Below are 23,863 nucleotides of genomic sequence, written 5' to 3'. Positions count from 1 at the left end.
CAAATGCAGGTGCCTTTATAGGTTAGCCGTCTGCCGATCTTGGCATTACGCTTTCGGCTGATGCCCGTTTACGAGCGCCACGACTTCCTCCGCCGTCGAAAGCTCGATCGCGCGGGCGGCGAGCTGCCGCATCTCCGACAGAGAGAGCTTCACAATCTGGCTGCGTGCAGGCAGAATGGAAGTGGCGCTCATGCTGAACTCGTCGAGACCGAGTCCGAGCAGAAGCGGAATCGCGGTCGTATCTCCCGCCATCTCGCCGCACATGCCGGCCCATTTGCCTTCGCGGTGAGCCGCGTCAATCACCATTTTAACCAAGCGCAGAATGGCCGGATTATAAGGCTGATACAGATAAGAGACACGCTCGTTCATCCGGTCGGCCGCCATCGTATATTGAATGAGGTCATTCGTCCCGATGCTGAAGAAATCCACTTCTTTGGCAAACTGGTCGGCCATGACAGCCGTCGACGGGATTTCCACCATGATACCGAGCTGAATCTCGTCGGATGCCGGTGTTCCCTCCTCCGCAAGTTTCGCTTTCTCTTCGAGTAGAAGAGCTTTCGCTTGACGGAACTCATCCAGCGTAGCGATCATCGGGAACATGATCCGAAGGGAGCCGTGCACGCTGGCACGCAGCAGGGCGCGCAGCTGGGTGCGGAAGATATCCTCGCGCTCCAGACACAAGCGGATTGCCCGGAAGCCGAGGAACGGGTTCATCTCCTTCGGAAGCTGCAGGTAAGGCAGCTCCTTGTCGCCGCCGATGTCGAGCGTACGGACCACAACCGGCTTGCCCTCCATTTTCTCGAGGACCGCCTTGTAGGCCTTGTACTGCTCTTCCTCCGTCGGCAGCTGATCGCGCCCCATGTACAGGAACTCGGTCCGGTACAGGCCGACAGCCTCGCCGCCGTTCTCCAGCACGCCTGCCACGTCGGCAGGTGTGCCGATGTTCGCCGCAAGTTCGACATGGTGACCGTCCGGAGTCACCGTCGGCTCATTGCGCAGCTTGGCCCATTCGACGCGCTGCTCCGCGTAGCGCTGCTGCTTCGCGCGGTATTCTTCGACCACCGCAGGCTCCGGATTGATCAGAACGTCGCCGTCCAATCCGTCCACAATCAGCAGGTCGCCGTCCTTGACAAGATCGAGCACGTTCTTCGTCCCGACGACGGCCGGGATTTCAAGCGAGCGCGCCATGATCGCGGAATGGGACGTGCGTCCGCCGATGTTGGTCGTAAAGCCTTTTACGTACGTGCGGTTAAGCTGGGCCGTATCCGACGGAGTCAAATCCTCCGCCACGACAACCGTCTCCTCCGAGATCGACGACGGGCTCACGAATTTGACGCCGAGCAGATGAGCGAGCACCCGCTTCGTCACATCCCGCATATCCGACGCACGTTCTTTCAGATAATCGCTATTCATGTTCTCGAACATTTCGACGAACGTCATCGCAACTTCGTTCATCGCAAATTCCGCGTTGACCTTCTCGTCGCGGATTTTCGCTTTCACCGGATCGACCAGCTCGGGATCACCGAGCACAAGCAAGTGAGATTCGAAAATCTCCGCTTTCTCTTCTCCCATCTCCCGGAGCGTCTGTTCCTTGATAGCCTCGAGCTCGGCGCTGGATTTCTCCAGAGCCTGCTCGAATTTGGCAACCTCGGCTTCCGTATCCTCCACGGTTTTGCGGACGACGGTCAAGTCGGGGTGTTCCAGACGGAACGCCCGGGCGATGGCAATTCCCGCCGAAGCGGCAATGCCACGTATATTAGCCATGAAGCTCGCCCAGCCCTTCTTTAGTCATAATTGCTTCCAAAGCCGCGATCGCTTCCGCTGCATCTTCGCCTTCTGCGGAGAACGTAATTACATCGTTTTCTTCCAGCCCCAGGGAAAGCACGCCTAGAATCGATTTCATAGTCACTTTCTTGCCTTTGCTTTCGGCGAATACGTCCGCTTTGAATTTATTGGATGTGTTGACAAGTGCTGTAGCCGGACGTGCGTGAATTCCTGTATCGCTGGTCACTTTAAATGTTTTTTGCATAGTTGGTCATCTCCACTCAATAATTTAGTTGCATACGTCTATCTTAACCGAAAAAGAGGGGGTTAGAAAAATACCGCCCTTCTCCCTCAGTCCTTTTACTTAATCGTAATAATGTTTTTGTCGCCCGATTTAACGTCGCCCTGTTTATTCAAACGAATTTCAGTGCCTTCCGGCAGATTCGTAAAAATAATCGGTGAGATGATGGAAGGAGCATGCTCTTTCACATAATCGAGATCGACTTTCATGATCGGCTGGCCGGCTTCCACGATATCCCCTTCGGAAACGAGCACTTCAAAGCCTTGTCCTTTCAGTTTTACCGTGTTAACGCCGATATGAACCAGCAGTTCTTTACCCGCATCGGACTGGATGCCGATGGCATGCTTACTCGGGAATACGTTGAAAATTTTGCCGTTTACCGGGGAAACGATCGTCCCGTTTTTCGGCAGGATAGCAAACCCGTCGCCCGTCATTTTCTGGGAAAAGACTTCGTCCGGAACGAGCGTGATATCCATCAGTTCGCCGTCAGCCGGAGCTACGATCGTTTCTTCTTTCATCAGCTCGCTGCCGCCCGTATCGGGAGATTCCACAACCGGCACGCTCGCCGTGGAAGGAATGCGGCCCGCCATAACGTCTTGAATCTGATTTTTCAAGGAATCGGAACGGGTTCCGAAAATGGCTTGTACATTGTTGCCGACTTCAAGAACGCCCGAAGCGCCCAGTTTTTTGAGACGCTCTTTATCCACGGCGCCTTTGTCTTTCACCTGAACACGCAGACGCGTGATACAAGCGTCAAGGTTCGAAATGTTCGGCGCGCCGCCCAGTGCCGCAAGAATGCTGGTCGGCAGGTCGCCCGTACCGCTGGCATTGCTTGCGCCGCTGACGGGAGCATCGTCCGTGTCGGCTTCCGTTTGAACTTCTTCGCGTCCAGGCGTTCTCAGATTGAACTTGGTAATCGCGAAGCGGAACACCACATAGTAGATGACCGCGAAGACAAGGCCGACCAGAATCGCGAGCCACCATGGCGTACGGTTTGGCAAGACACCGAGCAGCAGGAAGTCGATCGAGCCGCCGGAGAACGTAAAGCCGAGCTTAACCTGCAGCAGCGTCATAATCGCGAAGGAAAGACCTGCGAGCAGGGCATGGAAAACGTAGAGAAGCGGTGCTACGAACAAGAATGAGAACTCGATCGGCTCCGTAATCCCCGTAAGGAAAGCCGTCAAAGCGGCGGAGCCCATAATACCGGCAATCAGCTTTTTGTTCTCGGGACGCGCCGTGTGGTAAATGGCCAGACACGCGGCCGGCAGACCGAACATCATGAACGGGAAGTTCCCGCTCATAAACGTACCCGCCGTAAGCGGTACGCCGTCTTTCAGCTGAGCGAAGAAAATTTTCATATCCCCGCGCACCAGAACGCCCGATTTATCGATATATTCACCGAACTCGTACCAGAACGGCGCATTCCAGATGTGATGCAGACCGAACGGAATGAGAGAGCGGACACCAACCCCGAACAAGAAAGAAGCCAGAACCGGATTCGCGTCGAGCACGGAACGGGAGAAAGCGCTCAGTCCGTGCTGTACCGGAGGCCAGATAAAGATCAGGATAAGCCCGGTCAGCAGCGCGGCAAGGGAGGTAATGATCGGAACGAACCGCTTGCCCGCAAAAAAGCCGAGGTACGACGGAAGTTCGATTTTATGGTACCTCTTGTAGAGGAGTGCCGCTATGACACCCATGATAATCCCGCCGAAAACGCCCGTTTGCAGAGTCGGTATACCCAGCACGCTCGCGTAAGAAGGATCTTTCAGCGTCAGCGAGAAAGGGGTTACACCCGCCAGAACGCCCATCGTCACGTTCATAATCAAGTAACCGATCGTGGCTGCGATACCTGCAACGCCGTCTCCGCCCGCCAGACCGATCGCTACCCCGATCGCGAAAAGCAATGCCAGGTTGGCGAAAATAATGTCGCCTGCGCTCGACATGAGGTGAGCCGCAACCTGAAACCCGTTTCCGCTGAGGAAAGGCATAAGCTCAATCGTATCCGGGTTTTGCATGGCCGAACCGAACGCCAGCAGAAGACCCGCGGCAGGAAGAATGGAAACCGGAAGCATGAGCGCCTTACCTACTTGCTGGAGCGCGCCGAAAACGCCTTTTAACATGTGCTTCACTTCCTTTATCTGGTCATAGTGTCTATGGATTATTCAACCCCACAGGCAAGGCCGAAACAGCAAAAAAGGCATAAGCAATCAAGGAATGCCGGAAGTAGCTGCCGGATATGGGTTAATATAACCCAACTCGGAGCGTTTCCATTCATTCTCTTTCTTGCTCATGCCTGATCGTATCAGTCACACGCGCATATCGCCTGTTCAGTTGTATAATACCTAAGCTCCGTCATTATAGCATGACAAATCTCAACAGACAATACCATTTTTCGCACTTTCATCCCGTCAAAAAGGAGACCCCCCAAACGGGAAATCTCCGGTTATAAAACGGAAGTGGGTGCGTTCCGTGAAAGGAACGTCGCCCCTTCCAAAGGGGATATCGGTCTATAAGATACCTGCAAGATACTTGCAAAATATCTGAAAGGCAGCTGCATAAGTCGTCTGTGGAAGTTGACTGCCCGATAAACAAAAGCGGAGGGCCTTTCGGATCGGTCGGGTCCGTCGGTCGGGTCGGTCGGGTCCGTCGGATCTCTCGGATCGCTTGGATCACTCGGCCCGAGCGCCGCCTTAAAAGGCTCGGCGGATTCGGGCGGCATGAGTCTACCCGGCCGGTTTCCGAGGATAGTCCGGAGTGAGAATAAACGCCGTCTCCTCCGCATCCAGAGGGGGCTGCCGGGGAAGCACGCGGTCGATAAACGGAGTCGTATCCAGCTTGGCAAGCTTGACGCGCCCCGGTCCCCAGCCGATCTTCTCTCGCCAGCTGCCGAGTACGCCGGATTCCGCAAGCTCCCGCTCATCGACGCTTACCGCCTCGTCGCCGTATGGAGACACGTAAAGCGCGTCAACCGGGCAGTAAACCTCGCAGATAAAGCAGGTCTGACAGTCGTCCTGCCGGGCAATAACCGGTACCCGGTCCGGTCCTTCGTCGAACACGTTCGTGGGGCAGACCTTGACGCACATGCTGCAGCCTACGCAGCGGGTGGAACTGACCAGCTCGATCATGCCAGCGTCACCTCCTTCCGCACGGCATCTCCGCCGGATGGCTGAAGCGGTTCATGTCCCCGCTGCCCCGGAGGCCCGGAATGTGCCGCCGGGGCGACCGCCGTCAGGGGCGGGACTTCCCCGCCTCCCTCGAACTTGACCCGGATATCGTCCAGCCCCGACACAAGCAGACGGCGCTGGTAGGCCGGATCGGTATGCGGGTATTCCGCGAGCGTGTGCATGCCGCGGGTTTCCCGCCTCGCCAGTCCGGCGGTATGAATCCAGCGGGCCGCCGCCACCATGGCGGCCGCTTCCCTGGCACGGACGCGCTCCCTCGCATCGCCGCCGGGGATACCGCCCTGGACGAGGGGCCATAGTCCGTGCAGCCTTTGAAGAGACTCCCGGAGCACGGGCTCGCTCCGGAAGTAGTTGATCTCCAGCGGGAACACTTCCCGCTGGATGGCCCCGATAATCCCCGGGACATCCCTCAGTGCGGATGTCCCGGGCGCCCCTGCGAGCCCGGCGCCGCCTGCCGGGCGGAGATGGCGCTGCCCGGCCCGGCTGCCCAGAGCCAGCGCATACCCAGCGGCGGCTCTGCCGGACCAGGTCCCGGACGAGATCGCCCACGAGGCGTTGAAAGCGCCGCCTCCGGATTGAGCGCCCGTGACTCTCTCCCGGGTAGCCGCATCGCCGGCGGCATAGAGCCCGGCCACGGTCGTCGAGCAGTCTTCGCCGACGAGCCGGATGCCGCCCGTTCCCCGCACGGTTCCCTCGTACCGGAGGGTCAGCGGGAACGGCTGCGTGAACGGATCAATGCCGGCCCGGTCGAGCGGCAGGAAGAAGATCGCGTGCGAGCTGCGCAGGATTGCCCGCTTCTCCGGGGTGTCCGCCTTGTCCATGATGGCGTACACGGGCCCTTTGCTCAGCATCTTCGGCAGGAAGTCGTGCGGCCGGGGCCCCTCGGAATGCAGAGGCGTGCCGTCCTCGGCATAGAAGGTCGCCCAGTTCAGCAGACGGCCGCGCGTGTTCGTGCCGAAGGCCGCGCTCGGTGCGTACTGACGGCTGAACTCCATGCCGGAGAGCTCCACGCCGAGCTCGGCGGCCATCAGCAGGCCGTCGCCGGTCAGGACGTTGCAGCCGAGGCCCTTGCTCAGGAAGGCGCAGCCTCCCGTGGCGATCACGACGGCGCCCGCCCGCACTTCCCAATCCCGGTGATCGAGCCGGGATACGCCTCTGGCTCCGCCGACGCCATGCTCGTCGACGAGAAGCTCCAAGGCCGGAGACTGGTCCAAGATGCGGGCTCCCGCCTTGATGACGGCCCGGCGCATAAGCTTCATGTACTCCGGCCCCTGGAGGTGATCCCTCATGGGCACTCCGTTCTCGTCCCTGCGGAACGGGTAGCCCCAGGATTCCACCAGTTCCAGGCTTTCGTACACCTGATCGAGCACGCCGTGAATCCAGGACGGTTCGGACAGGAAGCCGCCTCCCTTCATCCGCTTCCTGACCGCTTCTTCCCTCAAAGCGGGATCGGGCGGAAGGTAGAGAAGATTGGTTCCTCCGGGCGCCGTCGCTCCGCTGGAACCGAGAAAGCCCTTGTCGGCCACGACTACCCTGGCACCGCGTGAAGCCGCGCTCCATGCCGCCCAGGCGCCTGCGGGTCCGCCGCCGATCACCAGGACATCGGCCGTTAATTGAAGCGGCTGTTTCTGACTCATGGTTCTCCCTCCCTGTTCTGCCGCTTATTTTGCTGCAACCGGTTTTGATGACCGGCTTATTTCACCAGCCAGTCATCGACGTTGAAATCCGTGTCCGCCAATTTATCCTGGACCAGAAAATCTTTGGTCGCCTTTAGAGCCTGAATGCCGCTGTCCGTGAACGACTCTCTCTGAATACGGGAAACGGCGCTCGTTTTTTTAACCAAATCCAGCGGAGTTCCGGTATTCTCGACGACAAACGCATAATAAGCGTCTTCCTGCGTTTTCAGATCGTCCAGTGCTTTAATCCTCAGGTCATTCCACACTTTTGCGATATCCGGCACTTTCTTCAAATAGCTCTCCGATACCACCGTTACCCCCGCGCCTACGAGAGCGGGATGATCCTTGGCCGCTTCGTCCAGAACGGGAAAGCCTTGCGGAATCATCTTGAGCCCGCGTACTTCCGTGGTGGCGATAGCGTCCACTTCTCCTCTGACCAGAGCGGCATCGGCGTCTTCATCCAGCAGATGGATCAGCTGTACGTCTTTAATGCCCTGCTCTTTGAGCAGACCTGCCAGATAGCGGTGCATGTAGGAGCCTTTTTTCACGGAGACTTTCTTGCCTTTCAGTTCGGCCAACGTTGCTGGACCGTTCTTCTTCCCGAGAATAAACGCATTGCTCCCGGAGGAATTCAAGGTGATGACTTTGGACGGGGCTCCTGCGGAACGGGCCAATATGGCCGGCGTATCCCCCAGCGAGCCGATATCGATCCGTCCGCTGATCAGCGATTCGCTCAAATCCGGGCCGTTGGGAAAACCGACAAACTGCACGTCCGTGATCCCCAATTTTTTCAGCTCCTCCTTCGCTCCGCCTTTGTAGAACCCCCAGCCTTCGGCGCCGCTCGGAAGGTTCAGCTTGTTCGCGCCGATATAGCCCACGCGCAGCACGGAAGGCGCCTTGCCTCCCGGGTCCGCTCCCCCGGACGGATCGGCTTCCGCCCGGCCGCAGGCCGAAGCCAGCAGGACCAGCGCTGCCAGAAGCAGAACAAAACCGATGAGATGCGTGTATTTTTTCGTGTATGCCGTATGTGTCATGCTTATCCCCCTCTGTATGTAGAAATCCTCTCCGTCATGCTTTTCGCCCCGCCCGGCTTTAAGCCCAAACGGCACTTATCAGCCTTCAAAACTGTCTCTCCACTGCAGCAGCTTCGCCTCCAGCAGCCGGACGAACGTATCCACAAGCTTGCCGACGACCGCAAACAGAATGACTCCGACGAAAATAATTTCCGTCGCCGAATTCTGCTTCGCGAAGTTGATCAGGAAGCCGATGCCCGATTGGGAGCCGATCAGCTCCGCTACGACGAGTCCCAGCCACGAAACGGCCAGCGAAAGCCGCAGCCCGAGCAGGATGTTGGGCAGGGAAGCGGGAATGATCAGCCGGAGCAGCTGTTTGTACGGACTGAACCGCAGCACTTTGGCTACGTCGAACAGTTTGTTATCCACACTCCGGATGCCGAGGTAAGTGTGGACATAGAGCGGGAAGAAAGCTCCGTTCGCGATAATGAGCGTTTTGGACGTCTCTCCGAATCCGAACCAGAGGATAATGAGCGGAGCCGCCGCCAGATGCGGCACGAGCCGGATCATCTGCAGCGTCGGATCAAGCAATTGCTCGGCTTTGCGGAAGTACCCGGTCAACAAGCCGAACAACAGCCCGAGACTGCCGCCGAGCAGGAAGCCCGTCATAGCCCTCCACAGCGAAATTCCCACATGTTCCGTCAGCTCGCCGCTCACGGCCAGTTCTTTGAGTGCGGAGCCGATCATCAGCGGAGTCGGCAGAAAAAACGTCGAAATCCAGCCGAGGTCGCCTGCCGCCTGCCACACTATGAGCACAAGCACCGGAAGAACGGCACCCAGGGCAAAATCGCCCGTCTTGGCTTTCAGCAGCGTTTGCCCGTATTTGCGCAAGCTTCCGGGCTGTTCATGTGTTCCGGTGAGCCGTCGAAGCGCTTCCCCGCCACCGTTCATAGTCTCTCCCTCCTTTTACTTGCCTCCGTAGCTGTCCTGCCATTGCAGAAGACGCCTTTCCAGCAGCCGGACCCCTGAATCCGCCGCCTTGCCGATCACGGCAAACAGGATAATGCCCACATACACCACGGCGGTCTTGTTGAACTGCCGGGCTTCCGACATCAGATAACCGAGCCCGGACGAAGCCCCCATCAATTCGGCGACGACCAGTCCGAGCCAAGCGATGCCGAGCGAAACTCTTATGCCGAGAAAAATGTTCGGGAGCGCCGACGGCACAATAAGGCGCACCAGTTGTTGATACGTGCTGAATCCCAGCACCCTCGTCACTTCAAACAACTTTTTATCCGCGCCGCGTATCCCCAGAAAGGTATTGATATATAGCGGGAAAAAAGCCCCTTTGGCAATCAGCAGTACTTTCGAGGGCTCGCCGAATCCGAACCAGAGAATGAATAAGGGCGCAATCGCCAGATGGGGAATCATCCGGATCATCTGCACGGAGGGATCGAGCACTTTCTCCGTTCTGCGGAAAAATCCGACCAGCATGCCCAGCAGAAGACCGAATCCTCCTCCGAGCGCAAAACCTGCGGCTGCCCGCAGCATGCTTATGCCCACATTCTCCGCAAGCGCGCCGGATTCCAGCAGACTGCGAAGCGACTTCGCGATGGTCCAGGGTGTCGGAAAAAGCAGCCGGGAGATATAGCCCGCGTCACCCAGCACCTGCCACAAGATGAGCGCGGCCGCAGGCACGATCGCTCCCAGCAAGAACGATTCCAGCCGCCGCCTCCGTTTGGAAGAGCCGGTGGGAGCAGGATCGGCCGGGACAGATTCAGGAGAAGCAGCCAATAAAGTCGAGCCTGTACCTTGCAGCAGATTTGAAGGCTTGCTCACGATACTGCACCTCCTTCGTCAGATTCCTGCGCTTTCAACGAGCTCGAGTTCATCCAGCTTCTCGAATTCGTTTAAAATTTTGTAGCGGATTTCCTGAAACGACGTGCTCGTTTTCTTCCTCGGAAAAGGCAGATCCACCGGAACGATATTCCGGATCGCCCCGGGGCGCGGTTTGAGAATCACAACGCGGTTCGCAAGGAAAATCGCTTCATCAATGTCGTGCGTGACGAACACCATAGTCGTCCGGTTGGCCTGCCAGATATCGAGCAGCACCTCCTGCATATGCGCTCTTGTAAAAGCGTCCAGCGCCCCGAAAGGTTCATCCAGCAGCAAAATTTTCGGATTTCGGAGCAGGGCCCGGGCAATGGAAACACGCTGGGCCATCCCGCCCGAAAGCTCCCTCGGATAAGACTTCTCGAACCCCTGAAGCTTAACCAGCTCGATCAGATTATCCACCTTGGCGCGTACCTCCGGGTCTTTGAGCGAAAGATCGGCCGCGATATTCTTCTCGACCGTCAGCCACGGGAACAGGCGCGGTTCCTGAAAAATGAACCCTTTATCAATGCCGGGCCCCGTCACTTCCTCGCCTCCAAGCCGGACGTTCCCGTTGTGATCGGTATCCAGACCCGCCACGATTTTCAGCAATGTGCTTTTTCCGCATCCGCTCGGGCCGATGACCGTTATAAACTCGCCCTCTTTTATATCCAGATTGATATCGTGCAAGGCATGGACAAGCCCCTTCTTCGTCTCAAAAGCCTTGTTCAGCCTTCCGACTTCGAGCAGCAGATTTCCCATCGTGCATCCCCCTTCGTTTTAGGACAAAAACAAAAAAAGCGCATGCCGTACGGACGATATCTCGCATCCGGATCGCAGGCGCTTCTAGTTGACTAGTCAGCAGGTTTCAATTGTGGTTTTTATTTCATACTATTCTTATAGGATTAGACAAATATTATCACTATAGCCCAGATCGGTCAAGACTGTTTTTCAAATAAAAATGACCGCAAAAAAAACAGGCCGCACGCAGCCGCGCCAACCCGTTTTAATAACTCCGGTCTTTTAGGGAAAACAATTTGGCCTTAAAATGCAGGCGCTTCGGGAATCAACTGTCTCCTGCAGGTTTTTCCTTCTCCAGGGAATCGTCTTTCTGCATCAGGCGGATCAGATGCATGGTCAGGTAAACGGCCTCCGCTTCGTAAACCGGCTGCCGCAGCCGGCGCTGCATGACTTTCATCAAAGTCCAGGCGATAGTGTAAATCTCCGGGTACTGCTGCTTAAGCAGTTCGCCGAGCTTGTCCGGCTCGTGAACCGATTCTTTGCGCTTCACCCGTTCGATGGCAAAACGGAGATGACGCAGAAGCCGGGAGTACGCGATGGTCCTGCGGTCGATCGTAATATGCATTTGCCGTTCGATCAGGCTAATGAGCTCGCCGATCAGGCGGGAGTATTCATTGACCTCCGATACCGGCCGGTTCGTGATCGCGCCATGAATATGAAGCGTTACGAAACCGACCTCCGCCGGCGGCAGATGCACGTTCATTTTATCGTTAATCGTACGGATGACATAGTCGGCTATAGCGTATTCCTGGGGATAGAGCTCACGGGTTTCGAGCAGAAACGGATTCTGCAGCACGATGCCCTGCTCCAGCCGTTTAATCGCAAACGCGATATGGTCCGTCAGGGCAATATGAATATGTTCGTTCAGCGGCGCCCCGGCATGCTCCGAGATATACAAAATCACCTCGTTCATGACCTCGATCAGCTTCTCGTCGATTTGGGGAATCAGCTGCTGGTATTGTTCTTTTTCTTTTTCATTGGTCAAAATGAACAGCTTCTCAACCGCTTCCGAAGGAATGAGATCTTTGGCCTTCCGGTTAAACCCGATGCCTTTGCCGATCACCACAACTTCTCGATAGACGGGATGCGCTGCAATGATCACATTGTTATTCAGCACCTTGACCACTTCTATGCTGCTGTTCTTCACTTCCGCACCTCTTCCGTGCACCCTGTTGATTCCTCCAGATTACTAGAAAAAGGCGCTTGCATCAAGTTGCCGGAACAAAAGCAGGCAGGCAATCCCCGGACTCCCGGAATTACCCGCCTTTTCCCGCCACTCCTTCCGGAAGTTCTTGAAGAACCGCACCGTAAGCTTCCTCCGGGTAATAGGCGCCGGAGGAAGGCTCTGCCGCGTTCAATCCGGGAGCATAACGTTTCTTCATCTGGCTGACCGACATCGCGATAATGCGCGGATTCAGCCGGGCCGTGTTCTCCTGCAGGCGTCCGAATCCTCCGGGGTGAAGCATCCCGAGCAGAACACGCAGGTACAGCGTCGAGGACCAGCGCCACAGGCGGTTATGCAGCGGCAGGACGGTAAATCCGAACTGCCTGGTGCCGCGGTGGATCATGGAGATGCCATACACGCCCTTAAGATCGGCAAGGGCCGGGTCCGTCAGCAGGCGGTGCGCCAGTCTGGGCATGGAATGACCCATGGCCCGGATCATCTGCACGGCCAGCTTCATCATGGAGGAGCTTTGCGATCCGGCCCGGCGCAGCCATTCGTTGTCGAGATGAAGCTCCGCCACTTTGTCGCCCGGGCGAATGATCTCCCCGTCCTCGAGAATCAGCTCCTGCCCGTGGTACGTCCGGATGCGGTAGTGGAGGAAGCGGTGCTCGGGATCTCCGGGCTGTACCCGGTACAGCCGGTGGAACAGCCGCTCCCACAGCATCCAAGCGCGCAGGGCCAGGCCCCGGTGCTTCTCCGGCGGCGGAGGCGGCTGGCTTTGCGGCGCTTCAAGGGTGGGCGCCGCTTCCATCACGGGCTGTGGGAGCTGCGCGCTCTCGGCCCGCGAGCTGTGCATGGCCGCCGCCTCATCGGCAGCCTGCGGGTCCTGCACGGTCGCAGCCGCTTCGCCTGCGGCTGAGCCATGCGCGGCAGCCGCCTCTCCGGCCGCCTGCGCGCTCGTCGCTGCATCGCCTGCAGCCTGCGATGCCTGAGCGCCCGGCGAGGACGCTGCCGGCAGAGCGGTCCGCTTCTCCGCGCCGCGGCGGACGAGCCGTTCCGGAAGCTTCCGGCCCGGGAGATGCTCGTCAATACGCGCAAAACAGATGCCCCGCCGGCGGGCATCCTCCAGCACATCCGCGAGTGCCTCGATCATATAACCCGGCGCGTCGGGGTTCGCGCCCAGTGTGTCGCCGCTGTCGTGCAGGAGAATGACGGCGCCGTCTTTCACTTTGCCGATCAGCTTCCGTTTGATCTTGTCGGTCCCCCCTCTGCTGCGCCAGTCAAAAGCGGCCATGGACCACAAGACGATACGGAATTTGCGGATCAGCAAAAAGTCGAACACGTTGAAAACGCCCCACGGGGGACGGTAATGAACCGGCCGTATCCCGGTAATGCGTTCGATCACGTCTGCCGAATGTTCCAAGGTGCGGCGCACCTTCCAGGGTGTCATGAGAGCATTGGAATGGTGCATATAGTTATGCAGCCCGACCAGATGCCCTTCCTCGTGCATACGCCGGATCAGATCCGGGTAATGCTCCGCCTTGGCGCCCAGCACGAAAAAAGTGGCTCTCGTGCCTTTCCGGGCAAGCAGATCCAGCAGCTGCGGCGTATACTGCGGATCGGGGCCGTCGTCAAAAGTCAATGCGGCGCACGGGCTCTCGGTTCTGCTTTTAAACACGCCGTATCCGAGGCGCCGGATCAGGAAGGTAGGCACAAGTGTGTAGACAAGGTAAAAAATAAAGACCATCCAGATCATTCCTTCAACCACGGTAGGTCACCCCCTTTACGGCGGCTTTGCCGTCTGTCTTAACTGAAGGCTGAAGCGGTACTAGTATGTACCACAGAGCGATGGCTCCCAGCAGGACCGCGCTTGCCGAAATCACGAAAACCTCGCTGTACCGGTCGGCCAGCCAGCCCCCGAGAACCGGCCCTATAAAAGCGCCAAGTCCTTCGACACTGGAAAGCGTCCCCCAGCCCATCTCCTGGTGCCCTTTGGGAACGTAGAGAGCCATCAGCGCATTCCAGGCCGGCAGCACGCAGGCGTAGGAAATGCCAAGCAGCGCAGCCGTCAGCAGCGCAAACTCCAGTTCTTTTATAAACGTCATGACATACAAGGCCGCCGCCAGAAACGCAAACCCGAGGATCAGAAATCCGCGGAGCCCGAAGCGGTCGGAGAGTTTTCCCATCGGCATTAAACAAATGACCGTGCACAGCCCGCCGGCCAGCAGAACCATGGAATATTGCGCATACTGCAGGCCCATGACTCCGGAGGCGAACCCCGGAAGAACAGGGACAAGCAGACCCGCCGCAAGAGTCTGCAGCATCATCGGAGGCAGGAGCGGTTTCGCTGCACCGAGCTGTTTTTTGAGTACGCCCGCCTGAACTTTCCACGTGACGGTTTTCCTCCGCGTTCCTTCCGCCCTGCCCCCCATTCCCATAGAAAGCAGACAGCCCAGCCCCCACAGTCCGAGCAGGATAAAATACGTGACCGACAGACTGTAATCCAGCACAAAATTGATAACGACGGGGCCGGCACCGAGTCCGGTGAGCCAGACGGTATACAGGACCCCCATTTGAAAAGCGCGCTGTTCGGCCGTTATACGGCTCAGACAAACGAGCCAGATCGGGGAAATTCCGACCCCGAACAAAGCCGCCGACAGGAGAAAAATAAACACGTTGTGCGGTCCCTGCAGCAGAATAAGCCCGATCAGAGAGAAGAACATCCCTCCGCCGACGATAACCCGGGCGGGAAACCGGTCGAGAAGAAGCCCAGCCAGCCCTTTTACAATCATATCGACTACATAGTGAATGGAAATCGCCAGTCCGACAACCGTCACGGGATAATGAAGAACATTCGCCGCATATACGGGCAAATAAGACAGCAGGTAAGCGCCCCGGACGAATTCCACGACAAATAGAATGAATGCGTACCCGATTAATCGGGCGGAAAGCCGGCGCTGTTTGTTCTCATCCATCGTTCTCACCTCGCTTGTTCGCTGCTGCGGGCAGGATGATGCCCGATCTCTTCTAGAATATGCGAGACAATCGTCTGGCCCGCATTTTTTTTGTGCAGATTGCGGGCGGACGTGCGGGCCGACTCCGGCGGCCATTCTCCGCGCATAACCCGTCCGACCTGCCGGACAAGCTCATCCGGGTTAAAAGCGGCCAGCGCCGCGCCCTTTTTCACGAAATAATCGGCGTTTTCTTTCTCCTGGCCCAAAAACGGGCGGTAAACGATAACGGGAACATCCAGCGCAAGCGCCTCGGACAAAGTAACTCCGCCCGCTTTCGTAATCATGCAGGCGGAAGCCGCCATCAGCCGGTGGATGTCCTCCACAAAACCGTGCACGCACACGCGCTCCTGTCCGGCGAAAGCCGTTTCAAAATACCGCTTCAGGCGCTCATTGCGGCCGCATACGAGAACGATTCTCACGTCCGGAACGTCCCGGAGGAGTTTGGCGCAGAGCCCGCGCAGACCCCTCAGCACGCCGTACGCACCGGCCATCATAAGCACAAAGGGAGCCGCCTGTTCGGCCTCTCCGCTTGTTAACGCGGCGTTCCCGTCTCCTGCGGTCTGAAAGGAAGGCCGCAGAGGGATGCCGCTGACTTTGATGTTATCCGCCGGTACGCCCTTCGCGACCAGCAGCGTTTTCAGTTCCTCCGAAGGAACGAAATAATGCTGTACATCCGGGTGAATCCATCGGGAATGAAGATCGTAGTCCGTCACGATCGAGAAAGTCGGAATCGTCTCCCCGCAGTGCGGTCCCGTATCCGGCATCCCCTTGAGGGGGAAAGTGTTCACCACCGCCGCCGGCTGATGCTCGCGGATCATTTGGCGGAGCTTGCGGTCTCCCAGGGAGTGAAGCCATCTGGAAAGCAGGGCGTCCGCCCGCATATCTTGCGTCAGGTAGTAGCTGAGGCCGTACAGGCCGATGGAAGATGTTTTCAGATACACGAAGCGGGTGAAGGAATTGAACCAGGGATGCGCCTGAGCGAACAAGTCCACAAGCTCTACGTTGCTGACGCCTTGAGTTTCAAAGCTCTGCCGCAGGGCCCGGGATACTTGCAGATGGCCGTCTCCGTAACTGGCATAGAGGATAAGTATTTTCGCATCGGGGTTCATGGGCATAACCACGCTTCCTGTTATGGAATAGGGTTATTATACGAAGTTTGCATAAACATTATTGTCGCTTTTACCAAATTTCTTGTAAAGCCGCCGCATAGCGCCGTTCGCTGCGGGTTTCCAACACGATTCGCACCGCTTCGGCCGATGCGTTGGACCGGCGCGTTCTGCCCAGGTTCTCCCGCATGGTATACAGCAGCGACGGACTTCTCAGCAGAATACCCAACTGTCCGATCAAATCGTTCATGTTCTTCGCTTTTACGGCGATTCCCGCCTGCAGAAGGAAACGGGCATTGTCCTCTTCTTGTCCCGGAAGGGACTTGTAGATCACGATCGGCAGCTTCATGGCCATCGCTTCCGAGATGGTAAGGCCCCCCGGCTTCGTAACGAGTATATCCGCCGCGGCCATCCATTCGTGTACGTTGTTCACGTAACCGGTAGCGAGAATCCGATGGCGGGAATGAGCCGCCAGCTCCGTAATCTGCGCGCGGAGCTTCTCGTTGTTCCCGCACACGACGACCAACTGCGTCCGGACCGGCAGCGCCTCGAAGGCTTCGAGCCTGTTCGCCAGCTCGCCGCCCATCATCCCGCAGCCTCCTCCCATGAACAGGATCGTCGGCAGCTCGGGGTCGAGTCCGAGCAGGCGGCGTGTCTGGGCGCTCTCGTAGGTGCCCTGGAACTCCGGCCGGATCGGAATGCCCGTTACTTCGATGCGCCCCGCGGGCACACCCGCCTGGATCAGGCCGTCCCGGACGGTGTCGGAACCGACCAGGTACTTGTCGGTCTCCGGGTAAACCCAGTAACTGTGGTCCGTATGGTCCGTAATGACCGTGGCCGTAGGCACATCGTACAGCCCGTAAGCCCGTACGGCGGACATCGCTCCCGCAGCCGGAGGGAAGGTGGACACGACCACCGTCGGCTCCACTTCACGGAGCAGCTTCATCATGCGGCCTAAGCCGAACCGGTTGAACTGTTTCAAAATGTACGAGAAAAAGTTGGCTTCTCTCGTTTTATTGTATACATATCCGTATGCCGACGGGAACGTCTGGAGTCCTTTCAAAAACATGTACCGCCCGATGGAGTTCATGAAGGGATGCGTCCACTCCATAAAATCGAGCAGGACCGTCTCCGCTCCCGGATACCTCTGAGCGATCTCGCGGCGGATCGCTTCCGCCGCCTGTTTATGCCCGTCTCCATAGCTTCCCGAGAGAATCAATACTTTATGTCCGTTCTTTTTCATGGTCCGCAACCCTTTCCGTTAACCTTGTTCTTGTCACTATTCTACTCGGTCGGGAGGGGGAATCAGAACCGACTCACGACGGTTTTTATACCTGGTCTTAGGTCCAGGTAGCCCAGGCAGCCCAATTCCCCTACCGTCTCTTCGGACATCCGGCAAGGCCGGACAACAAAAAGCCTTCCGGGCAGCAGCGGCTGCAGAAGGCTTCTGTTCTAAGAGGTTGCGCCTGGTTGAGTAAGCTTCTGTGCCGTCCATCCCTAGTCCGTACCGTACGGGGATAACACGGATGCTTCCAGTTAAACAGACTCGGTTTGTTCCGATAGACGCGAGATCACCGGCTCTCCGTCCCATATAATCGTGGATGGGGCTTCTCTTTGACGCATGTGCGGTTTGTCCAGCAGGGTGAAAAAGTTTTCCGAAGGCAGTTCACCCAGACCGTGCTTGGCACACAGCCTGCCGAGGTATGGGTTCCCTTCCTGCCGATTTCCCGAAACGTTATCCCCTTTCAGCGAAAAAGCGTAGAGTACGCTCGCGACGGGAACTCTGACGATTTTATAAGAAGCGGCGGCTCGGAGGAAAAAGTCCCAGTCCCAATAATGATGCACATCGGGGTCGTACTCGCCCAGGGTGTCGTGGATGGCCCTCCGGTACAGGGTGCCCGACGGCACATACGTCGAAAATTTCCTCATCTCCGCGAGATCGAACTCGTAAGCGAACAACCGGCGGCTGACCGGAATACGCGTGCGGCCTTCCACCCGGTAATCAAACAGCTCCACATCGGAATAGGCAAAGTCCGCTCCGGTCTCTTCTAGAGCGGCAAGCATGCGTCTGATATGCCCCGGGGTCAGGAGATCGTCGTCGTCGCAAAGCAGAATCAGCTCGCCCCGGGCAATCCGGAGCGCTTCATTGCGGGCATGCACATGCTTTAAATTAACCGGCTGGTTAATGACCGTAACAGCCAACTCCGGGTAAGCTTCCTTCACAAAATCCACGGACACGCCGGCATCGTTCACAACCAGTACTTCCAGGTTCGGATAGTTCTGTGCCGCCAGCGTCTCCAGCAGCTCGCCCAATACGTAAGGACGGTTATATGTAGGGACAATAGCCGATATAAGCGGCTCTTTGGGTATTTGCGGTGATTGCGATTCTCTCACTTGGGAATCCGTTCCTTTCCGTTGCAGCAGGAGTCATCAAATCGTTGCCTCTTTACTATACATGATGAAGCCCGTCCGCGTCTGTATGTTCATAAGCCTGTTGATAAGTATGCCGTTCTATGTCATTATGAATAAAGATTTTAGAAAATAGGACTTAGTGCCTATATATACTACCTACTCATTTGCGAAACCAAGGATTTTTTCTTTCATTTCAGGCAAAAAAAGGATAGAATGTAGGGTATAAACCTTTTTTGTTAGGAAAAAAGTAACGGCTTGTCAAGTCACACTTGGAGTTTTTTTCCTTTTTTAAGCACGGGCAGCAGCTAGGAGGTTTCTTCATGCAGGCAAGTAAAATTCTTGTTGTCGACGATGATCACCATATTTTGGAGATCGTTTCCCTGTATTTACGGCGCGAAGGCTTCGAAGTCATTACCGCCGATCACGGGGATCATGTGCTTCAACTGGTCACGGAACAACGTCCCGACCTTATTCTTTTGGACATTCTGCTTCCCGGCATGGACGGTATAGAACTGTGCCGCCAACTGCGGAAAACAAGCGACATCCCGGTTATTTTCCTGTCGGCGAAGAGCGAAGACATCGACATCATTCTCGGTCTGAGCATAGGAGGAGACGACTACGTCACGAAGCCGTTCAGCCCCGCACAGCTTGTCGCACGCGTGAAAGCGCTGCTTCGGAGATGCTCTTCATCCCGCAATCCCGCGGAGCAGCACGTGCTGAAATTTCCCGATCTGGAGATTGATCTGCACAGTCATATCGTGAAAGTTCAGGAGCGGCCTATCGCCCTGTCCGCCAAAGAATTCGATCTGCTCAGCCTGCTGGCGCAAAATCCGAACCGCGTCTACCGGATCGAGCAGCTTTTCGAACAGGTATGGAGCCTGGAGAGCTTCGGCGATCCCCGGACTCTCATCGTTCACATCAGCAACCTCCGCAAAAAAATCGAACCGAACCCGTCGGACCCCCGGTATATCATTACCGTGCGCGGAGTCGGTTACAAATTCAACGGAAGTCCCGTCTGATCGGACGCCGGTATGTTAACGGAGGGCACGGCACGACGGAAAGGTGCTCTCGGCTGTACGCCAAAGCGGTACGGCCTAGCACCGCGGCACGAAAAAACGGCGTAACCGAACGGTTACGCCGTTTTGATATGGACAGGCAGTATGATATCAATGGTCGTCCCGAGACCCAAACGGCTGGAAACCCGCAGGATGCCCGCATGGTTCTCGATGATTTTATTACTGACCATGAGGCCCAATCCCGTCCCGTTCTCTTTCGTCGTAAAGAACGGTTCGCCGATCCTCGTAAGGTGGCCGGGCTCGATTCCTTTTCCCTGATCGGCGAAACGGATACCCACCTTGTTCTTGGGCAGCGCGGACACCGTAATGTGCAGCAGCCCGCCCTCCGGCATCGCTTCGATCGCATTTTTCACCATATTAATGAAGACCTGCTTAAGCTGGTTCGGATCGCAGTCTATCTTCGGAATCGCGCCTTCTTCCTCAAGAATGGCGCTCACCCCCGCCTCTTTGCGCTGGTTATCGAAAAGCTGGAGCGTTTCCCTGAGCAGAGGCAGCACTTCGTGCCGGTCAAAACGGCTGTTTACAGGCTTGGACAGCAGCAGAAAATCGTCGATGATCTCGTTCATCCGGTTGACTTCGGAGCTCATCATGCCCAGATAAGGCGCATCCGGCGCCTGTTTCCGCGAAAGCTGCAGAAAGCCGGAGATAATCGTCAGCGGATTGCGGAGTTCGTGAGCCATTCCCGCGGCCATCTGACCGACGAGCGAAAGTTTCTCCGAGCGTTTGAGCTGGAGCATGATGTCCGCAAACTGGCGGAAGAGCAGCACGATCAACAGCAGGATAAAGACGGAGACGCCCAGATACGTCATGGGCGAGAACCGGATCATGATGTTCAGCCGGTTCTGGAAAATATCGATCAGGCCGGTCAGGCAGATGACCCCGATTCCGACCAGAAGCAGCTTAGCCCCCCGGTTTCCCTTCATTGCGCAGACCGCCGCCCGGACGATCACAAGCGGCATGCTTAGAACCAGCAGCAGCTGGTACCAATCGACGATTTCCACGACGGAGACGACGCGGCATGCATGCAAAAGCAGGACCCCCGCGCTGTATGCGAGATGCAGCTGCCAGGCTCTTCTTATGTATGCGCCCCTGCCGGAGCCGAGCAAATGCTCCACAAACATCAGGATGCCGATTACGCCTCCGAACAGGGCGATCAGCTCCGCATAAGTCAGTATGGCCGGGTGGTCGAAAACGAGATAGACGACCGACGAACGGCAGATGCTGTAAATGCCGAAACAGAAGGAAAATAAGCTGAAATCGAGAAAAACTTTGTGGCTCCGCAAACCGAGAGAAACACAAAAAGCCACGATTCCCGCCAGTATATAGCTAACCCCCAGCACGGCCCGGAAAAATTCCTGCCGGACCATCCGCTTGATAAAACCGCTTTCGGAGCCGTACATGGCCCCGTCCTCTATCCCGATATTCCGCGACTCCGACTGGAGATGAACATACAGCATCCCTTGCGAATTTTCCGGCAGCGGAACAATTCTTCTGGGCGTTCCGTAATAGCGGTATTTCCGCCCTTCCTGCCAATCCCCGAAACGGTAGGCGAGCCCTTGTTCCGTATACACTTCGACGTTGTCGAAGGCGCGGATAAGCAGGCTCGGATCAGTCGCTGTATGAGAAGGGAGCGGAACCCGCAGCCACAAATGGCTTCGGCCCATCCGGTCCTGCGGATTCAGCAGTCGACCGGCCGTTTTCCAATCTCCGCTGCTGTGCGGCGGCCCTTCCGTTCGTCCGGCCCCCTCTTCCTCCGCCCAGCAGTACTCCCAGTTGTCCAACAGGACGGGCGGGGCATTCACGCGCATAGGCGGAGAAGTTTCGGCCCGGACGTCTTTCACCCCGATGAATAAGAAAAGAGCCGTAAATACGAGCCCTAATGCAATAGCTTGAATGAACTTAGTCATGTTCTACCCTCTTGCCAACCTCAATTGCCGAATTTTCAACAATTCTTGGTTTTTCTGTAAGTAGATGTGGTTCTTTACCTACTTTTCGATTCGGAAGGACGGTTTCCTGTCCCTCTATCAAATTTTTATGATTTTCAACAATTATCGACATATTATGCGAAAAAGATTAGCGTTCTCCCGAATTTTTTTGTCGAAATAAGGACCATATTATATGAAGAGAAAGGAGTGTGAGTCATGTCCAAAGACAAAACCATGGACCCTATGAGCCACGAAACGGTTGAAACGGACGGCATTTATGCGGATGAAGCCGGCCGGGAAGTCACGTTGAAACGGGGCGACAAGTTCCCCGCCGATCTTGTACTGGGCGAAACGACCTGGGAGATGAAAGGCTTCTCCCTGAACGAAGCGGAAATCGATCACCAGCAGAAAGAAAATACGCCGCCGCGCCAACATGTCAAAACCGGCGACCGGTAATTGCCGAACAGCGGGCCTCCGGGCCCGTTTTTTTGTACGCCTCTACCCAATACGGGCCCAAGCAAAATAGGTCGCAAGCTGCCGCGTCCGTATTGTGTTGCCCTACAGAATTAAGCTGGACCGAAAGATTCGGCTGCCGCTCCGTTTGAACCTAGGGCTGTAGGCTGCCGCAGGCCGTCCCCTTCCGCCATGCTCTGCCGGTACGCACGCGCCAGTGTACACGTCTCTGCGGAATTTTGCCGCCGCGCCGTTGTTTCCATCACGTGCTTCACATGCTTCACGTTCGTTCCCGGTTATCGGCCGCTGTGGTATAATAAAACTTCCATTTCAAAGAACGGAAGGAGCCGTTGTGCCGTTATGACGCTTACGCAGCAGCGGATTTTCATTGTCACCGGGGGAGCTTTCGGCCCTTGGGCGGACGAGCATCTGAATACGCTGAATCCCGGGACGGATCTTCTCGTCGGAGCCGACCGCGGCGCTCTCCATCTGGTCCGCAGCGGTTACCGCCCCCGGCTGTCGCTCGGGGATTTCGATTCCGTCACACCGGAGGAACTCGCCGAAATCCGCCGCGGCAGCGAGGAATTAGTGGCCTGCGACCCCGTGGACAAAAACTGGACGGATACGGAGCTGGCTTATACCTGGGCGCTTGACCGCAATCCGTCGGAAATCATTCTTCTCGGCGCGCTGGGCACCCGTCTCGATCATACCCTGGCGAATATCCACCTGCTCCGCAAAGGGGCGGAGGCCGGAATCCGCTCCCGCATCATCGATGATCACAACGATATCGAGCTGGTACGGGACCGCATCGCGATTACAGCCGGGCCTTACGCACAGGTTTCTCTTCTCCCCTTAACGACGGAAGTAACCGGCATTACGCTGACCGGCTTTCAGTATCCGCTGGAAAATGCGACTCTCCAGATCGGACAGTCGCTCGGAATCAGCAATGTGCTTCAAGCGGGGCAGGGGTCGATCTCCATCCGCTCGGGGCTTCTCCTCGTAATCAGAAGCAGGGATTAAAGTCCCGACCGGACCGTCTCTGAACTCGCAGTCCCGCGATTGGAATCATATGTAATCTATTTGAAGGCAATCCGCTCTCAAATACTTATAGGACAAGCTTTCGGACAGCATCCCAATTGGAACATTTTAGTACGTACCGGCTTAAAAATCAAACAAGCCCCGGAAGCGGCAGGGATTTTCCCGCCGCTTCCGGGGCTTGTTTATGCAGGCTGCGCCCGGGTTTATACACTTTATTTGAAGAATGTGTCGTTTTCTTGAATGTGCAGGGGTCTGCAATTATTTCCTATTAAAAGGGAGCCGGCCTGTGCTTACCTGCCGAGCCGTCAGTGCCAGTTCATCCGCTCTCTGAGCGAGGTGATATGAGCGGTGTGATGCTTGCCGTGCCAGACATACAAACCGAGACCGCGCGCCAGTGTAGTCGGCCCGTTCGCCGGATGCAGGAACGTCCGGGCCCAGCCCGCTTCATCCAGAGTCCGGAGCCACCGCACCCAGCGGTCGTGCAGCGCGTCCAGCAGCACCAGCGAAATCTCCGGCGGAGCCGTCTTCCCGTCTTCGAGTTCCGCCCACAGCTGCTCTTCATAGGGCTTAATGACAGGCTCATTCTCCGTCGCGCCCAGCTTGAAGCGGACATAGCTGTTCATATGGCTGTCCGCCACATGGTGGATAACCTGGCGAACGGTCCAGCCGCCGGGGCGGTACGGCGCATCGAGCTGCTCCTCGGTCAATCCGGAAACGGCCCTGCGCAGCTGAGAGGGGGCGGCCGCAAGTTCTTCGAGCCAGTCCTGAATTTGTTCCGGGGAAATCTCTCCCTCATAAGTATAAGTTCCGATCGGATAACGCAAATCTTCTCCCATATCGTTAACGCCTCCTCCGCTTTTGGGCCATTATAGCACAGGCCTCTGCCGCCGCTGAACCACTCTTCCCTTTTCCCTGGACATTACAAGGGTCAATTCCCTCCTCGTCTGCCATGAACTGGCATATAAACGAACAAAGAAATCCCGTTTCCATCAAAAAGTTCGGCTTTTCGACATTTTCTTCTTTTCAACCCTCCGCTCTCTGGAGTATAATGAAGCCATCATTCAA

The 23,863-nt window shown here is 56.8% G+C and carries 20 protein-coding genes; 3 read left to right on the top strand and 17 right to left on the bottom strand.

The genetic code is table 11. From position 1 onward, the window contains the following. Positions 1 to 45: 45 nt before the first annotated feature. From ptsP to HMPREF1207_RS15630, 15 genes are all read right to left on the bottom strand, one after another. Complete coding sequence (gene ptsP, locus HMPREF1207_RS15705) at positions 46 to 1,764, bottom strand: phosphoenolpyruvate--protein phosphotransferase (protein WP_009674714.1); 1,719 nt, start codon at positions 1,762 to 1,764, stop codon at positions 46 to 48. Beyond that, a complete protein-coding gene (locus HMPREF1207_RS15700; protein WP_009674656.1) occupies positions 1,757 to 2,029 on the bottom strand; it encodes a phosphocarrier protein HPr in 273 nt (90 codons plus the stop codon). Before HMPREF1207_RS15700 ends, ptsP begins: the two co-directional genes overlap by 8 nt. A gap of 95 nt (positions 2,030 to 2,124) precedes the next feature. Continuing rightward, positions 2,125 to 4,185: a glucose-specific PTS transporter subunit IIBC gene (ptsG, locus tag HMPREF1207_RS15695; RefSeq protein WP_009674712.1), complete on the bottom strand. Its 2,061-nt coding sequence runs from the start codon at positions 4,183 to 4,185 to the stop codon at positions 2,125 to 2,127. 603 nt (positions 4,186 to 4,788) lie between these two features. Then, positions 4,789 to 5,190 carry a 4Fe-4S dicluster domain-containing protein gene (locus HMPREF1207_RS15690; protein ID WP_009674669.1) on the bottom strand — a complete coding sequence of 134 codons (402 nt, stop codon included), beginning with the start codon at positions 5,188 to 5,190 and terminating at the stop codon, positions 4,789 to 4,791. Beyond that, positions 5,187 to 6,884, bottom strand: coding sequence for an FAD-dependent oxidoreductase (locus HMPREF1207_RS15685; RefSeq protein WP_009674660.1), 1,698 nt, complete (start codon positions 6,882 to 6,884; stop codon positions 5,187 to 5,189). The genes HMPREF1207_RS15690 and HMPREF1207_RS15685 overlap by 4 nt, the downstream gene beginning before the upstream one ends. A gap of 56 nt (positions 6,885 to 6,940) precedes the next feature. Then, positions 6,941 to 7,957 (bottom strand): ABC transporter substrate-binding protein, encoded by a 1,017-nt coding sequence (locus HMPREF1207_RS15680; protein ID WP_009674713.1) that lies wholly within the window; start codon positions 7,955 to 7,957, stop codon positions 6,941 to 6,943. 78 nt (positions 7,958 to 8,035) lie between these two features. Continuing rightward, the gene (locus HMPREF1207_RS15675; RefSeq protein ID WP_009674664.1) at positions 8,036 to 8,887 is read right to left on the bottom strand and encodes an ABC transporter permease; all 852 of its coding nucleotides are present in this window, start codon (positions 8,885 to 8,887) and stop codon (positions 8,036 to 8,038) included. A 15-nt stretch (positions 8,888 to 8,902) separates the two neighbouring features. Continuing rightward, the gene (locus tag HMPREF1207_RS15670) at positions 8,903 to 9,775 is read right to left on the bottom strand and encodes an ABC transporter permease (RefSeq protein WP_009674678.1); all 873 of its coding nucleotides are present in this window, start codon (positions 9,773 to 9,775) and stop codon (positions 8,903 to 8,905) included. A gap of 18 nt (positions 9,776 to 9,793) precedes the next feature. Beyond that, entirely contained in the window at positions 9,794 to 10,570 is a 777-nt protein-coding gene (locus HMPREF1207_RS15665) for an ABC transporter ATP-binding protein (RefSeq protein ID WP_009674667.1), read from the bottom strand. A 304-nt stretch (positions 10,571 to 10,874) separates the two neighbouring features. Next, positions 10,875 to 11,777 carry a glucose PTS transporter transcription antiterminator GlcT gene (gene glcT, locus HMPREF1207_RS15660; RefSeq protein ID WP_009674674.1) on the bottom strand — a complete coding sequence of 301 codons (903 nt, stop codon included), beginning with the start codon at positions 11,775 to 11,777 and terminating at the stop codon, positions 10,875 to 10,877. Between the two features lie 88 nt (positions 11,778 to 11,865). Further along, on the bottom strand, positions 11,866 to 13,542 hold the full coding sequence (locus HMPREF1207_RS29860) for a polysaccharide deacetylase family protein (protein WP_016423803.1): 1,677 nt from the start codon (positions 13,540 to 13,542) through the stop codon (positions 11,866 to 11,868). Then, positions 13,535 to 14,749, bottom strand: coding sequence for an MFS transporter (locus tag HMPREF1207_RS15645; RefSeq protein WP_009674704.1), 1,215 nt, complete (start codon positions 14,747 to 14,749; stop codon positions 13,535 to 13,537). The genes HMPREF1207_RS29860 and HMPREF1207_RS15645 overlap by 8 nt, the downstream gene beginning before the upstream one ends. A gap of 5 nt (positions 14,750 to 14,754) precedes the next feature. After that, on the bottom strand, positions 14,755 to 15,903 hold the full coding sequence (locus tag HMPREF1207_RS15640; protein ID WP_009674675.1) for an MGDG synthase family glycosyltransferase: 1,149 nt from the start codon (positions 15,901 to 15,903) through the stop codon (positions 14,755 to 14,757). A 64-nt stretch (positions 15,904 to 15,967) separates the two neighbouring features. Next, complete coding sequence (locus tag HMPREF1207_RS15635) at positions 15,968 to 17,137, bottom strand: MGDG synthase family glycosyltransferase (protein ID WP_009674679.1); 1,170 nt, start codon at positions 17,135 to 17,137, stop codon at positions 15,968 to 15,970. Between the two features lie 293 nt (positions 17,138 to 17,430). Further along, a complete protein-coding gene (locus HMPREF1207_RS15630; protein ID WP_009674672.1) occupies positions 17,431 to 18,288 on the bottom strand; it encodes a glycosyltransferase family 2 protein in 858 nt (285 codons plus the stop codon). Between the two features lie 338 nt (positions 18,289 to 18,626). Between HMPREF1207_RS15630 and HMPREF1207_RS15625 the strand changes: the two genes are divergently transcribed. Continuing rightward, positions 18,627 to 19,325 carry a response regulator transcription factor gene (locus HMPREF1207_RS15625; RefSeq protein ID WP_009674697.1) on the top strand — a complete coding sequence of 233 codons (699 nt, stop codon included), beginning with the start codon at positions 18,627 to 18,629 and terminating at the stop codon, positions 19,323 to 19,325. A gap of 113 nt (positions 19,326 to 19,438) precedes the next feature. On the opposite strand, the gene HMPREF1207_RS15620 is transcribed toward HMPREF1207_RS15625, so the two are convergent. Further along, positions 19,439 to 21,289, bottom strand: a complete 1,851-nt coding sequence (locus tag HMPREF1207_RS15620; protein WP_009674700.1) for an ATP-binding protein — start codon at positions 21,287 to 21,289, stop codon at positions 19,439 to 19,441. Positions 21,290 to 21,523: 234 nt separating this feature from the next. Between HMPREF1207_RS15620 and HMPREF1207_RS15615 the strand changes: the two genes are divergently transcribed. Together HMPREF1207_RS15615 and HMPREF1207_RS15610 are read left to right on the top strand one after the other, a co-directional pair. Continuing rightward, positions 21,524 to 21,763: a hypothetical protein gene (locus tag HMPREF1207_RS15615; protein ID WP_009674659.1), complete on the top strand. Its 240-nt coding sequence runs from the start codon at positions 21,524 to 21,526 to the stop codon at positions 21,761 to 21,763. Between the two features lie 357 nt (positions 21,764 to 22,120). Continuing rightward, positions 22,121 to 22,780: a thiamine diphosphokinase gene (locus HMPREF1207_RS15610; RefSeq protein ID WP_009674716.1), complete on the top strand. Its 660-nt coding sequence runs from the start codon at positions 22,121 to 22,123 to the stop codon at positions 22,778 to 22,780. Positions 22,781 to 23,103: 323 nt separating this feature from the next. On the opposite strand, the gene HMPREF1207_RS15605 is transcribed toward HMPREF1207_RS15610, so the two are convergent. Then, positions 23,104 to 23,634, bottom strand: coding sequence for a YfiT family bacillithiol transferase (locus HMPREF1207_RS15605; protein ID WP_009674694.1), 531 nt, complete (start codon positions 23,632 to 23,634; stop codon positions 23,104 to 23,106). Positions 23,635 to 23,863 lie beyond the last annotated feature (229 nt).

Source organism: Paenibacillus sp. HGH0039, assembly GCF_000411255.1.
Taxonomy (GTDB): Bacteria; Bacillota; Bacilli; order Paenibacillales; family NBRC-103111; genus Paenibacillus_F.
The sequence above is the reverse complement of the archived record's forward strand: the minus strand, read 5'-3'. Positions and strand labels throughout refer to the sequence as shown.

Bases quoted from the DNA above. Each gene is read 5' to 3' on its own strand.
- HMPREF1207_RS15675 (WP_009674664.1), bottom strand. From the start codon at position 8,887: ATGAACGGTGGCGGGGAAGCGCTTCGACGGCTCACCGGAACACATGAA.
- HMPREF1207_RS15605 (WP_009674694.1), bottom strand. From the start codon at position 23,634: ATGGGAGAAGATTTGCGTTATCCGATCGGAACTTATACTTATGAGGGA.
- HMPREF1207_RS15685 (WP_009674660.1), bottom strand. From the start codon at position 6,884: ATGAGTCAGAAACAGCCGCTTCAATTAACGGCCGATGTCCTGGTGATC.
- HMPREF1207_RS15690 (WP_009674669.1), bottom strand. From the start codon at position 5,190: ATGATCGAGCTGGTCAGTTCCACCCGCTGCGTAGGCTGCAGCATGTGC.
- ptsG (WP_009674712.1), bottom strand. From the start codon at position 4,185: ATGTTAAAAGGCGTTTTCGGCGCGCTCCAGCAAGTAGGTAAGGCGCTC.
- HMPREF1207_RS15665 (WP_009674667.1), bottom strand. From the start codon at position 10,570: ATGGGAAATCTGCTGCTCGAAGTCGGAAGGCTGAACAAGGCTTTTGAG.
- HMPREF1207_RS15700 (WP_009674656.1), bottom strand. From the start codon at position 2,029: ATGCAAAAAACATTTAAAGTGACCAGCGATACAGGAATTCACGCACGT.
- HMPREF1207_RS15625 (WP_009674697.1), top strand. From the start codon at position 18,627: ATGCAGGCAAGTAAAATTCTTGTTGTCGACGATGATCACCATATTTTG.
- HMPREF1207_RS15620 (WP_009674700.1), bottom strand. From the start codon at position 21,289: ATGACTAAGTTCATTCAAGCTATTGCATTAGGGCTCGTATTTACGGCT.
- ptsP (WP_009674714.1), bottom strand. From the start codon at position 1,764: ATGGCTAATATACGTGGCATTGCCGCTTCGGCGGGAATTGCCATCGCC.
- HMPREF1207_RS15680 (WP_009674713.1), bottom strand. From the start codon at position 7,957: ATGACACATACGGCATACACGAAAAAATACACGCATCTCATCGGTTTT.
- HMPREF1207_RS15645 (WP_009674704.1), bottom strand. From the start codon at position 14,749: ATGGATGAGAACAAACAGCGCCGGCTTTCCGCCCGATTAATCGGGTAC.
- HMPREF1207_RS15615 (WP_009674659.1), top strand. From the start codon at position 21,524: ATGTCCAAAGACAAAACCATGGACCCTATGAGCCACGAAACGGTTGAA.
- HMPREF1207_RS15635 (WP_009674679.1), bottom strand. From the start codon at position 17,137: ATGAAAAAGAACGGACATAAAGTATTGATTCTCTCGGGAAGCTATGGA.
- HMPREF1207_RS15640 (WP_009674675.1), bottom strand. From the start codon at position 15,903: ATGCCCATGAACCCCGATGCGAAAATACTTATCCTCTATGCCAGTTAC.
- HMPREF1207_RS15610 (WP_009674716.1), top strand. From the start codon at position 22,121: ATGACGCTTACGCAGCAGCGGATTTTCATTGTCACCGGGGGAGCTTTC.